The sequence below is a fragment of the Arthrobacter sp. PAMC 25486 genome, from assembly GCF_000785535.1.
In the GTDB taxonomy this organism is placed as follows: Bacteria; Actinomycetota; Actinomycetes; order Actinomycetales; family Micrococcaceae; genus Specibacter.
Genome location: NZ_CP007595.1, coordinates 2,653,967 through 2,666,778, shown reverse-complemented (window position 1 = coordinate 2,666,778; position 12,812 = coordinate 2,653,967). Strand labels below are relative to the sequence as shown.

Here is a 12,812-nt window from a genome sequence, read left to right as displayed (position 1 = left end):
ATCATGAGCCCGCAGACAAGCCCCACAGCCACCACACCAGCTCCCCACTCCATGGTCAATTGGGATCTTGCCGCCAAAACAGCGGCCAGGCTGGCACCCGCCGGACCCGCGCTCAGCGGCTCGGAAATCTCCGCCGCCGTGGACAATCTGCGCCTCATGGCCGAAAAATCCGTGCCACACGTCCACGAAATCAGCCAGCTGGAAGCGGCCAGGGACCTGCGGGATTCCGAAGTTCTCGTGGTGGACAGGGCGTCCTGGGCCAAGGCCAACACCCAGAGTTTTGCCGTCATGATGGACCCCGTGCTGCGTGCCCTGGCCGACAAGGCGGCCGAATCCGTCAAGGGCTCGCCGCTCGGGGGCCCCGGCGCGGCCGTCAGCGCCACCGTGACGGGCGCCCAACTGGGCGGTGTGCTCGCCTTCCTCTCCAACAAGGTCCTGGGCCAGTACGACCCCTTCGCTGCACTGGCACCGTCCGCCTCGAGCAGGGCGCAGGCCTCCGGCGGGCGGCTGCTTCTTGTTGCGCCGAACATCCTCACGGTGGAGCGCGAGCTCAAGGTTGACCCGGCCGATTTCCGCCTGTGGGTGTGCCTGCACGAGCAAACCCACCGTGTGCAATTCGCCGCCGCACCATGGCTGCGCCACCACATGCTCGGGGAAATTGAAAAACTAGGTGAACTGCTCGTGGGCGATTCGGAGAACTTCGGTGAACGCCTGCTGCAGTCCGCCAAGGAACTGGGCAGCAAGCGCGGCAAGTCCGACGGCAACAATTCCGCCGGCAACGCGTCCGACGGCGGCGACCCCAGCCGCGGCAGCGTCCTGGACCTGCTGCAGAATCCGGAACAAAAAGAGTCGCTGTCCCACCTGACCGCCGTCATGAGCCTGCTTGAGGGCCACGCCAACGTCGTCATGGACGGGGTGGACCAAAGCATCGTCCCCACGGTGCGCACCATCCGCCAGCGCTTCAACAGCCGCGGCAAGGACCGCGGCATCATAGAAAAGTTCATCCGCAACCTGCTAGGCCTCGACGCAAAAATGCGCCAATACAGCGACGGCGCCAAATTTGTCCGGGAAACCGTGGCAATCGCCGGCATGGAGGGCTTCAACAACGTCTGGACGCAGGCCGAAAACCTGCCCACCGAAGCAGAAATCCACAACGCCCGCCTCTGGGTTGAACGGATGGGCCTGTAAATGACGCCGCAGGAACACCAGCAGCCGCGCGGCCGCCTCGACCCCACCGTAGGTAAGGCGCGGGCCATGGTGGGCGCGCTCCTGGGCCTGAAAACCACCGGCAAAAACCGTGTGGTGGAAAACCCGCCCCTGATCCTGGTCGGTTGCAGCGGCGGCCCCGACTCCCTGGCCCTGGCCGCCGTGTGCGCGTTTTTTGCCAGGCGCGGCGAGGTGCGGGTGGGCGCCGTCGTGGTTGACCACCAGATGCAGGACGGCAGCGCGGAGGTCGCCCAAGCCACCGCCACACAGCTCCGCGGCCTGGGACTGGAACCGGTTTTGGTGCGCACCGTTGACCTGAAGCACGACGGCGTTGGCCCGGAAGCAGCGGCCCGCGCCGCCCGCTTTGGGGCACTTGAGGAGACGGCACGCGAGGTGGGGGCAGCCCATGTGCTGCTGGGCCACACCCTGGACGACCAGGCCGAATCGGTGCTGCTGGGCCTCGCACGAGGCTCGGGAACACGCTCCCTGGCCGGCATGCGCGAACGCCGCGGCAGCTACCTGCGCCCCTTCCTGGGCCTGCGGCGGGAAGAAACCCTGGCCATCTGTGACGCCCTGGACCTGGAACCGTGGCACGATCCCAGCAACCAGGACCCTGCCTATTTGCGGGTGCGGGTGCGCAACAACGTCCTCCCCTTCCTGATCGACGAGCTGGGGCCCGGCATTGCCGAGTCCCTGGCGCGTTCGGCCAGCATTTTGGGCCATGACGCCGACTTCCTCGATGAACTTGCCGCCACGGAATACGAAAAATTGGTGGAACGCGGCGCCAGCAACGGCGAAAATGCGGGCGAAAAAGGTGACCTTGGCCAAATTTGGCTCGCCGAAGATGCCCTGAGGGGACTGGCTCCGGCCCTGAGGATGAGGGTGTTGGCGCTGGCCGCCGTCGAACTTGGGGGAGTGCAGCCAAGCCTGGAACGCCTCGGTGCCGCGGAAAAACTGCTGGAGCGGGAAGGCTCTGCCGGACCGGTGCAATTGGCGGGCAAGGTCAGCGCGTACCGGCAACCCCGAAACCAGGCAGGTCCCCACCAGGGTGCCAGCTATGGGAAGCTTGTCCTTAGACGCAACACATAAGCGCCAAACAGTACTAAAACCTTCACAATCAGGAGCCATGGGTGGATTCACAAGACGTCGCAGCCGATCTGAAGCATGTTCTTTACACCAAGGAGCAAATCCAAACACGCGTCGCCGAACTGGCCGCGCAGATTGATGTTGATTACCAGGACCGCGATGTCCTGCTGGTCGGTGTCCTCAAGGGCGCAGTCATGATCATGGCCGATCTGTCCCGCGCACTGCACAGCCACGTCACCATGGACTGGATGGCCGTCTCCTCCTACGGCTCCGGGACCCAGTCCTCCGGCGTGGTGCGGATCCTGAAGGACCTCGAGACGGACCTCATGGGCAAGCACGTGCTCATCGTAGAGGACATCATCGACTCCGGCCTGACCCTGTCCTGGCTGCGCGCCAACCTGATGTCGCGCGGACCGGCATCCGTGGAAATCTGCACCTTGCTGCGCAAGCCCGCGGCCGCGAAGGTTGCGATTGACGTCAAGTACGTCGGCTACGAGATCCCCAACGAATTCGTTGTTGGTTACGGCCTGGACTTCGACGAGAAGTACCGCAACCTCGACTTCATCGGCACGCTGGCGCCGCACGTTTACGAATAAAGCGCGCGCACCGCAACCGTACTGCGCTTCGGACGGCGTTTGCGTAAAAAGACACCCGTCTACGGCCGGCTTTTTACGCAAACGCCGTCTTTTTTGTTCGACGCGGCGTCGGGAGCTGCCAAAAGTGGGTGCCACAGTCGTTATTTGGGTGCCACAGTCGTTAATGCGGGCCGGGCAGGTCCGGACACGCGTCGAGAATGGGTCCAGCCCGCACTGAGACTGGGCTGATTCGCCGAAGGTGCGTCCAACCCGCGAGAAGGGTGCAACTTCCCACTTCTCGCGGGCTGGACCTACGTTCGGCGCGGCGCAGCGCGGCTCAACGCGGTCTGGCCATCAGTTCACGGGGCGGTCAATAATGGCAGAAACGGACGAATCGTTATGCCCTCAGGGAACTAACGGCACTTGCTGTACGTGTACAAGAGCGAACGGTGTAAAGCTATTACCGGGGGACGTATCGCGTGCGTCCTGGACGAGCATGAATTGGTTGAGCGGGAGGGACGAGGCCTAGCCTCGAACACATGAAAGTTAAGAAACTCTTCAAGGGTCCATTTGTCTGGATCATTGTGGTGGTGGTGCTCATTAGTGCTGCACTCTTCACCCTGACAGGCACCGGCCAGAGCCGCATCGGCACCTCCGAAGCCTTGAACCTGCTCAACACTGACAAGGCTGTCTCGGTCAAGGTCTTTGGTTCCGAGGGCCGTGTGGACATGGTCCTCAAGGACAACTTCGTCAACGAGGCCGGCAAGGACCAGGGCAAGAACGTCCAGTTCTACTACGGCAGCTACCGCGCAACCACCATGGTTGACGCCATTGACAACGCCAAGTTGAAGTCCTTCGACGACCAGCCCGCAACGAACAACTTCTGGTCCAGCATGCTCTCCCTGCTGATCCCCTTCGTCTTGATCGGCCTGATCTTCTGGTTCCTGTTCTCCCGCATGCAGGGCGGCGGCAACAAGGTCATGCAGTTCGGCAAGTCCAAGGCCAAGCTGCTCACCAAGGACCACCCCCAGGTCACGTTCGGCGACGTCGCCGGCGCGGATGAGGCCGTCGAGGAGCTGCACGAGATCAAGGACTTCCTGCAGAACCCGGACAAGTTCACCGCAGTAGGTGCCAAGATCCCCAAGGGCGTACTGCTGTACGGTCCTCCCGGAACCGGCAAGACCCTGCTGGCCCGTGCCGTTGCCGGCGAGGCAGGCGTACCCTTTTACTCCATCTCCGGCTCTGACTTTGTGGAAATGTTTGTCGGCGTGGGTGCCTCCCGTGTCCGCGACCTCTTCGAGCAGGCCAAGGCCAACTCCCCGGCCATCATTTTCGTTGACGAGATCGACGCCGTTGGCCGTCACCGTGGTGCCGGCATCGGCGGCGGAAACGATGAACGCGAGCAGACCCTCAACCAGCTGCTCGTGGAAATGGATGGTTTTGACGTCAAGACCAATGTCATCCTGATCGCCGCCACCAACCGCCCCGACGTCCTGGACCCCGCACTGCTGCGTCCGGGCCGCTTTGACCGCCAGATCCCCGTTGAAGCCCCCGACCGCCTGGGCCGCGAACAGATCCTGCGGGTGCACTCCAAGGGCAAGCCCATGGCGCCCGGCGTTGACCTGAACGCCGTCGCCAAGAAGACGCCCGGTTACACGGGTGCCGACCTGGCCAACGTCCTGAACGAGGCAGCCCTGCTGACCGCCCGTTCCAACGCCCAGCTCATTGACGACCGTGCACTGGATGAATCCATTGACCGCGTCATGGCTGGTCCGCAGAAGCGCACCCGCGTCATGAAGGAACTGGAACGCAAGATCACCGCCTACCACGAGGGCGGCCACGCCCTGGTTGCCGCGGCCATGCACAACACGGCCCCGGTCACCAAGATCACCATCCTGCCCCGAGGCCGCGCCCTGGGCTACACCATGGTGGTCCCCGAGGATGACAAGTACTCGATCACCCGCAACGAACTCCTCGACCAGATGGCCTACGCCATGGGCGGCCGTGTCGCGGAGGAAATCGTGTTCCACGACCCCTCCACCGGCGCCTCGAACGATATTGAGAAGGCCACGGCAACCGCCCGTGCCATGGTCACCCAGTACGGCATGAGCGAACGCATTGGTGCCGTGAAGCTCGGCGCAGCCGCCGGCGAGCCATTCCTGGGCGCCAGTGCCGGCCACGATCGGGACTACTCCGAATCAGTGGCTGCCGTGGTGGATGAGGAAGTCCGCAAGCTCATCGACCAGGCCCACGACGACGCCTACGAGGCGCTGATCATGAACCGCGACGTCCTGGACCGCCTGGCCCTGGAACTGCTGGAACGTGAGACCCTGAACCAGGCCGAGATTGCCGAGATCTTCACCGATCTGCGCAAGCCGTCCCAGCGCAAGGTGTGGCTGTCCAAGGATTCCCGCCCCGTCTCCGAGCTGCCCCCCGTCATCACGGCGAAGGAACGCCGTGAGGCGCAGGCCGCCGGTGCGCCGAATCCGGCGACCGTGTCGCCCCAGGACCAGCTCGCCAGCGCCCACCTCGACGGGGAAGTTGATGCCCCGAACAACGTGCCCGGCCTTGACTTGGGCAAGGGTGACGCCCCGGATCTGCCCGGCCAGTAGCGCCCTCGCGATAGGATCACTTCCGTGACTGATTACGACGACGAACCTGACTTCGCGCAGGGCGGCACCAATGGTGCCGCCCACGCAGCTGACGAATACCCGGTGGACCTGCCCCGCATTGAGGCGGCTGTGCGGGAGATCCTGCTGGCCATCGGGGAAGACCCCGAGCGCAGCGGCCTGCTGGATACCCCCAAGCGCGTGGCCAAGGCGTATGCGGAGGTCTTTTCCGGCATCCACCAGGACCCGTCCGAGATCCTGGGCACCACCTTCGACATTGCCCACCAGGAAATGGTGCTGGTGAAGGACATTCCGTTCTACTCCACCTGCGAACACCACCTGGTCCCATTCCATGGCAGCGCCCACGTGGGCTACATCCCGGGTGTGGACGGCAGGGTTACCGGCCTGAGCAAGCTGGCCCGCTTGGTGGATCTTTTCGCCAAGCGCCCGCAGGTGCAGGAACGGTTGACCAGCCAGATCGCCGACGCGATCGTGGAGCACCTCAAACCTGCCGGGGCCATCGTCGTCGTCGAATGTGAACACATGTGCATGTCCATGCGTGGCGTGCGTAAACCAGGAGCCAAAACCGTCACCAGTGCGGTGCGCGGTTCGCTTCACGAGCCCGCAACCCGGGCCGAAGCCATGAGCTTGATTCTCGGAAGGTAACTTTACACACAATGGATTCCCTCGCAGCCGCACCCGGTACGGGCCCGGCCACCTCGCCCCTGCCCGTGCTTCGCGCCCGCAAATCAGTGACCACTTTTGCCTCCTTGCCCAAGGACCGCACGGTGGTGATGGGAATTTTGAACTGCACCCCGGACTCCTTCAGCGACGGCGGTGAGTACGACTCCACAGAGACGGCCATCGCCCATGGCCTGCGCATGTTCTACGGCGGCGCCGACATTATCGACGTGGGCGGGGAGTCCACCCGTCCGGGTGCAGCGGAGGTTGACGAGGCGCAGGAGCAAGAACGCATCCTGCCCGTCATTGCCACGCTGGCCAAGGCCGGTGCACTCGTCAGTGTCGACACCCGCCACGCCTCAACGGCTGCACTCGCGCTGGATGCCGGCGCCGGGCTCATCAATGACGTCTCCGGCGCCAACGTCCATCCGGACATGATCGCCTTGATCGCTGAGCGCCAAGTGCCGTACGTGCTGATGCACAGCCGTGGGGATTCGCGGCACATGGACTCGCTCACCCAGTACACCGACGTGGTGGATGATGTGGTGCGCGAACTGTCAGAGATTCGTGAGAAGTTCTATGCGGCAGGGGTCAAGGCGGACAACCTGATCCTTGACCCGGGCATCGGCTTCTCCAAGAACGCCGAACAAAACTGGGAACTGCTGGCCAATCTGCACCGCGTGGCGGAGATGGGCAACAAGATCCTGGTGGGCACCTCCCGCAAGCGCTTCCTCGGCTCGCTGCTGACAAGCGCCGGGAAGGCTGCTGCGCCCAAGGAGCGTGACGACGCAACCTCGGCCACCACCGCCCTTGCCGGTGCGCAGGGCGTTTGGGGTGTCCGCGTGCACGACGTCGGGGCCAGCCTTGACGCTGCCAAGGTCGCCGCCCGCCTCCTGCAGGGCAAGGCGAACCGTGATGCCCGCCTACAGGCGGCAAATGAATCCGCACTCGCGGCGGCCACGGCAGCGCAGGATGCACAGTGACGCACCCCGACACCATCAAGCTCACCGGCGTTTCCGCCATTGGTTACCACGGGGTTTTTGCCCACGAGAAGTGTGACGGGCAGCCCTTCATCACCGATGTGGTGCTGCACCTGGACATCGGCGCAGCGGCAGCCACTGACGATCTGGGCAAGACGGCAGACTACGGTGCCGTGGCCGAAGTAGTCGTCTCCATGATCGCCGGCGAACCCTTTGACCTGATTGAGACACTCAGCGTGCGGATGGCCGAGAAACTCATTGCACAGTTCCCTGTGCTCGACGCCGTCGAGGTTACGATCCACAAACCCAAGGCTCCCATCCAGGTTCCCTTTCGCGATGTCAGCATCACGGTTTTCAGGACGCGCCAGCAGTTGCTGGGGCAGGCAAGTTGAGTGCCCCGCGCCCGCAGGTGCGGGCCATCCTGGCACTGGGCAGCAACCTGGGGGAACGTGAAGGCACGTTGCAAAGCGCCGTGGCGGATCTCGTTGACCGCCCCGAGGTGCGCCTGCACAACGTCTCACCCGTGGTCGCCACCAAGGCCATCGGCGGCCCGCTCGGGCAGCCGGACTTCCTGAACATGGTCATCGCCATTGACACCACCTTGGAACCACTGGAACTGCTGGCGCACTGCCAAGCCGTTGAGCTGTCGCACCACCGGACGCGCGAGGTGCGTTGGGGTGCCCGCACGCTGGACATTGACATCATCAGCTATGGTTCGGTCACCAGCGAAGATCCGGTACTGACCCTGCCGCACCCGCGTGCAGCGCTCCGGGCGTTTGTGTTGTATCCCTGGTCGCTGATGGACCCGCAGGCAACCCTGGCGGGGGCATCGGTGGCGGAATTGGCCGGCGCAGCCGATGACATGGCAGGCATTGCCCACGTGCAGGATGTTCCGCTGGAACAGGATTCCTAGGCAGCGGACAAGTTCTGTTCATGGCAGGAAGTCCAAACTGGAAAAAACCCAGTACGGTTAAATATGTAGTTCCCAGCAACGCGATGAGGCAACAATGAGAAGCACGATGCGGACCATCAGGCCTGCATGGTTGGTGGCGGTGGCCATTATTCTGGCGGCTGCCGGTTGGCTGGCCACGGAGCTGACCTCCCGGGCCAGCCTGGCCCTGCCAGTTTTGCCGCTGAGCTCCCTGATCACCATGGCGTTGATCGCCATTGTGTGCCTGATCCTCGGGTTCAAGGTGCGCCGCTGGCGGGACGGAAACCGGGACAAGGTCCTTGACCCGCTGATGGCCGCCCGCACCGTGGTGCTGGCCCAGGCCTGCGCCTACGCCGGGGCCGTGTTGTTTGGCTGGCATGGCGGCATCCTGGTTGACCAGCTGCCCACGATTTCCATGCGCGCCGAGCTGGGCGTGATCTGGCAGATTATTGCCCTCCTTTCCGGAGGCCTTGTCATGGTGGCCGTGGGCGTCATTGTGGAGCGGTTCTGCAAACTGCCCCCAGAGGACACCGACCCAACCGTGAAACCGCGGCCCAAACGTGAGGGCCACGGGGAGGAAGAATTTGCCTAAGGCACTGCAGGAACAACGTCGCAGCACCATCGACCCGGAGGATGTGAATTTCCTGCGGGTTTCCGAGAAACTGATCACGGCCCGGTACATTTCGGCCGGAATCGGGGCCCTCATCTACCTTGGAGCCACCGCGCTGCCGCTGGTCCTCCACCTGACCGGCGTATGGGCCGGCTACCCGGCCTGGCTGGCCTGGGCGGCCCCGGCCGTCGTGCTGGTTATTATCGTGTGGCAGGTCATCCTCATTCCCCGTCAGGTGCGCGCCATCGGCTATGCCGAACGCAATGAAGACCTGCTGATTCGCGGCGGCATCATGTTCCACCGCGTCATGGTGGTTCCGTACGGCCGCATGCAATACGTCGACGTCACCATGGGTCCGCTGGAGCGCATGCTCGGGCTGAGCACCATCCACCTGCACACAGCCTCTCCCGGCACCAACGCACTCATCAACGGCCTGCCAGCTGCTGAAGCCGCCCGCCTGCGCGAACAGCTGTCCGCCCGCGGTGAGGCAAAATTGGCCGGGCTGTGAGCGAAGACCTGCTGGGCGAGGACGCAGCCTTCACCACCGATACCGAGGAAACCTGGCACAGGGTCCACCCGGTGTCGCCCCTGGTCCGCGGCTGGGTTGCCGTGGCCGCCATCATCTTCATCTTTGGCCGGAACTCCCTCGACTCCCTGTTCTCCAGCACCGAAAACGGGATCACGCTCAACGGCCCCGACGCCAAGCAGCTGCTGATTCTGCTCGTGGTGGTGGGGGCCGCCGTCGTCATTTTCGGTGTGGCCTTCTTCCTGCAGTGGCGCTTTACCCGCTATCAGGTCACCAACGATCACGTGCACATCAATTCCGGAATCATTTTTCGCCAGCAGCGCCGGGCCCGGATCGACCGGGTCCAAGCCATCGACGTGGTGCAGCCTCTGCTGGCGCGCGCCTTCGGGCTGGCTGAACTGAAATTTGAAGTGGCCGACGGCGGGAAGTCGGCTTTGAAGCTGTCCTTCCTTAAGCTGGCGGAGGCCAAGCGGCTGCGGGCGGCTATTCTGGCCCGTGCCGCCGGGGTGAGTGTTGATCCGGACGCGCCAGACCACGTGCAGGAAGCCCCCGAAACGCAGGTCCTGGCGCTGACACCGGCAAGGATTATTGGCGCTGCCTTCCTGAGCGGCACCAGTGTGTTTACCCTGCTGGTGATTGTGGGGGCCATCGTGGCGGTGGTGGTGACCGGGCGTCCAGGCGTCCTCGTAGCCGGCATACCGTTCGCCATTGCCATTTTTGCCACCTACTGGAAGACCATCACCACCGACTTCAACTTCCGGGTGGCGGTTTCTCCTGACGGGGTGCGTCTGCACTATGGCATGTTGGAAACCCGGGCGCAAACCATTCCGCCGGGCAGGGTCCAGGCGGTCGGCATCAGCCAGGGCCCCATCTGGCGCCCCTTTGGCTGGTACAAGGTTCGCGTGAATGTTGCCGGGTACGGATCCGACGGGTCCGACGGCGGTGCACGCACGGTCATTTTGCCGGCCGGCACCCTTGATGAGGTCATGGCGGTGCTGGGCCTGGTGTTCCCTGACCCCGGCGTGGAGAACCCCTTTGAGGTGTTTGCGGCAGGGCTGAAGGGGCCCGGCAACACGCACGGCTTTGTCCATTCCCCGCGGTCAGCCCGCTGGATCGACCCGCTCGCCTGGCGGCACAATGCCTTCCGCGCCACCGACACCGCACTGCTGTGCCGCCACGGCGTGATCTTCCGCCGACTGGAAGTGGTCCCGCATGAACGCACGCAGTCGCTCGGGTTGCGGCAGGGTCCGCTCATGGCCGCCCTGGGACTGGTTGACTTTGAGCTGCATTCAACACAGGGCCCCATCCGCCCGCTGGTGCACCACATGTCGGTGGCCAACGCGATGGCGCTCTTTGATGAGCAGGCCGCCCGTGCCGCCACGGCCCGGCGCATCCACCGCAATGAAAAGTGGCTGGCGAAGCCCGACGACACCGAGGCGCCCGAGCCGCATCCGCGGGTTGATCCCCAATCGCTCCCCGTTCTTGCAAGCTCGGCCGGGGCCCCTCGGGCTCTTAGCCCCACGCCGGAAACCCCCGAGCCTGCCGGGACCCCCGCAAACGAACACCCCGTGAAGGAGAACGAACATGGCGATTAAGCCGGGCCGCCTGGGCATTGGCATCATCGGTGCCGGGAAGGTGGGTGCCGTCCTGGGGGCGGCGCTGCGCGGTGCCGGGCACACCGTCGTCGGAGTATCAGCAGTCTCGGAAGCCTCCAAGGAACGGGCCGAGCTGCTGCTGCCAGGCGTCCCCGTCCTTGAGGTGGGCGACATTGTGGAGCGCTCGGAGCTGGTGCTGCTGGCTGTTCCCGACGACGCCCTGCCCGGGCTCGTGTCCGGCCTGGGCGCCATGAACGCGTGGCAGGTGGGGCAGCTGGTGGCGCACACCTCCGGCCGCTTTGGCACGGGCGTTTTGGCGCCCGTCAAGGCTGCCGGCGGCATTCCGCTGGCCCTGCACCCGGCCATGACATTTACCGGCATGAGCCTTGATTTGGCGCGGCTGGCCGACGCCAGTTTCGGTGTCACGGCTGAACCCGCCATGCTGCCCATCGCCCAGGCGCTCGTGATGGAGATGGGTGCCGAGCCCGTGGTGATTGCCGAGGCAGACCGCGTCCTCTACCACGCAGCGCTGGCGCATTCAGCAAACCACATGGTCACGCTCGTGGCGCAGGCAGCGCAGATCCTGGGCGATATCGGCGTCGAAGCGCCCAACCAGCTGCTGGGGCCGCTGCTGCGCGCCGCCCTGGAGAATGCGCTCACCTCGGGGGAGTCGGCGCTCACCGGCCCAGTGGCCCGCGGCGACATGGGCACGGTCGCGGCGCATGCGGCGGCCCTGCGCGAGCACGCCCTGGACACCGGCGCCAGCGACATTGTCGACGCCTACCTGGCCATGTCGGGGGTAACCGCATCCCGGGCTGCCCGGCGCCGGCTGCTGTCCGCCGAGGCGTATCTTGGAGTTCAGGCGGCCTTGCTGCCCGACGGCGAACCCGGCACCGGGCTTCCCGGCGCCTAGTTTTGTCCCGCCCAGGTGACGGCGGGTGTGGTTGGAGGGAAAGCCGTAGTTGCAGGAAAGCAGTGAAGAGAGAAGACCATGAGCATTGAACTTGTCAGTACCATCGCTGAACTGAAAGCCAAAACGTCGCTGCTGCTGCAGGCCCGGGCAGCGCAGACCGTCGTGGGTGCTCCTACAGCCGCCGCCCAGCCAAGCACCCTGGGTCTGGCGGGAACACCTGCCCAGCCGGGCACTCTGGGGCTGGTTCCCACCATGGGCGCACTGCACCATGGGCACGGGACTTTGGCGCGGGCGGCAGTCGCGGAGAACTCAGTGGTGGTGGCCAGCGTGTTCATCAACCCGCTGCAATTTGGCGACGCCAACGATCTCGCCCGGTACCCCCGCACCACGGAAGCGGATCTGGCGTTGCTGGAGGAGGCCGGTGTTGACTTCATGTTTGCCCCGACAGCGGCGGAAATGTACCCGCACGGGGAACCCATGGTGCGGGTCACGGCCGGGACATTGGGTGCGCTGTATGAGGGTGGTACACGTCCCGGACACTTTGACGGGGCCTTGACAGTGGTGGCCAAGCTCCTGCATGTTGGTCTGCCGAACGGCGGACTGGCCGCCCCGGATGCCGCCGGACGCCCGGGCTACCGGGCTTATTTTGGACAGAAGGATGCGCAACAGCTGGCGCTTGTGCGCACCATGGTGGCCGACCTGAACTTCCCCGTGGATATTGTTGCCGTCCCCACCGTCCGCGACGACGACGGGCTAGCCTCCTCCAGCCGCAACCGCTTCCTCTCCGAACAGGAGCGCGCCTCGGCACTCGTCCTCTCGCGCGCACTGCGCCTGCTGAAAGGGCGTGCCGACGCCCATGAGCCCCTCGACATCGCCTCCGCTGAAGAGCTTGTGCGCAGCGCCCCGGGCGTGGAGCTGGACTATCTCGAGGTGGTTGACCCGCAGACCCTGGCAGTGCGGGCGGAGAACTGCCAGGACACCCCGTTCACGGGTGAGGCGCTTGTCCTGATTGCCGCAAAGGTAGGCCCGGTCCGCCTGATCGACAACATCCCCCTCGGCCCCTAACCAACAACTCAACCACGACTCCCGCCTTAAATACC

The 12,812-nt window shown here is 64.7% G+C and carries 13 protein-coding genes; all 13 read left to right on the top strand.

Features of this window, described 5'->3' with window-relative positions:
* Positions 1-3 precede the first annotated feature (3 nt).
* Positions 4-1,188, top strand: coding sequence for a zinc-dependent metalloprotease (locus tag art_RS12270; RefSeq protein ID WP_038465278.1), 1,185 nt, complete (start codon positions 4-6; stop codon positions 1,186-1,188).
* Positions 1,189-2,295: a tRNA lysidine(34) synthetase TilS gene (tilS, locus tag art_RS12265; protein ID WP_052136389.1), complete on the top strand. Its 1,107-nt coding sequence runs from the start codon at positions 1,189-1,191 to the stop codon at positions 2,293-2,295.
* Positions 2,296-2,336: 41 nt separating this feature from the next.
* Entirely contained in the window at positions 2,337-2,888 is a 552-nt protein-coding gene (gene hpt, locus art_RS12260; protein WP_038465276.1) for a hypoxanthine phosphoribosyltransferase, read from the top strand.
* Between the two features lie 518 nt (positions 2,889-3,406).
* Complete coding sequence (ftsH, locus tag art_RS12255; protein ID WP_038465274.1) at positions 3,407-5,479, top strand: ATP-dependent zinc metalloprotease FtsH; 2,073 nt, start codon at positions 3,407-3,409, stop codon at positions 5,477-5,479.
* 102 nt (positions 5,480-5,581) lie between these two features.
* Positions 5,582-6,142: a GTP cyclohydrolase I FolE gene (gene folE / locus art_RS12250; protein ID WP_038469968.1), complete on the top strand. Its 561-nt coding sequence runs from the start codon at positions 5,582-5,584 to the stop codon at positions 6,140-6,142.
* A gap of 11 nt (positions 6,143-6,153) precedes the next feature.
* Positions 6,154-7,140, top strand: coding sequence for a dihydropteroate synthase (gene folP, locus art_RS12245; protein WP_038465272.1), 987 nt, complete (start codon positions 6,154-6,156; stop codon positions 7,138-7,140).
* Positions 7,137-7,529: a dihydroneopterin aldolase gene (gene folB / locus art_RS12240; protein ID WP_038465270.1), complete on the top strand. Its 393-nt coding sequence runs from the start codon at positions 7,137-7,139 to the stop codon at positions 7,527-7,529. The genes folP and folB overlap by 4 nt, the downstream gene beginning before the upstream one ends.
* Positions 7,526-8,050 carry a 2-amino-4-hydroxy-6-hydroxymethyldihydropteridine diphosphokinase gene (gene folK / locus art_RS12235; RefSeq protein ID WP_173425236.1) on the top strand — a complete coding sequence of 175 codons (525 nt, stop codon included), beginning with the start codon at positions 7,526-7,528 and terminating at the stop codon, positions 8,048-8,050. The genes folB and folK overlap by 4 nt, the downstream gene beginning before the upstream one ends.
* Positions 8,051-8,144: 94 nt before the next feature.
* Positions 8,145-8,660, top strand: a complete 516-nt coding sequence (locus tag art_RS12230; protein ID WP_253901345.1) for a DUF3180 domain-containing protein — start codon at positions 8,145-8,147, stop codon at positions 8,658-8,660.
* Positions 8,653-9,186 (top strand): PH domain-containing protein, encoded by a 534-nt coding sequence (locus tag art_RS12225; protein WP_253901344.1) that lies wholly within the window; start codon positions 8,653-8,655, stop codon positions 9,184-9,186. Before art_RS12230 ends, art_RS12225 begins: the two co-directional genes overlap by 8 nt.
* The gene (locus art_RS12220) at positions 9,183-10,799 is read left to right on the top strand and encodes a PH domain-containing protein (protein ID WP_253901343.1); all 1,617 of its coding nucleotides are present in this window, start codon (positions 9,183-9,185) and stop codon (positions 10,797-10,799) included. The genes art_RS12225 and art_RS12220 overlap by 4 nt, the downstream gene beginning before the upstream one ends.
* Positions 10,789-11,712, top strand: a complete 924-nt coding sequence (locus art_RS12215) for a Rossmann-like and DUF2520 domain-containing protein (protein ID WP_038465266.1) — start codon at positions 10,789-10,791, stop codon at positions 11,710-11,712. Before art_RS12220 ends, art_RS12215 begins: the two co-directional genes overlap by 11 nt.
* 78 nt (positions 11,713-11,790) lie before the next feature.
* The gene (gene panC / locus art_RS12210; RefSeq protein WP_038465264.1) at positions 11,791-12,777 is read left to right on the top strand and encodes a pantoate--beta-alanine ligase; all 987 of its coding nucleotides are present in this window, start codon (positions 11,791-11,793) and stop codon (positions 12,775-12,777) included.
* Positions 12,778-12,812 lie beyond the last annotated feature (35 nt).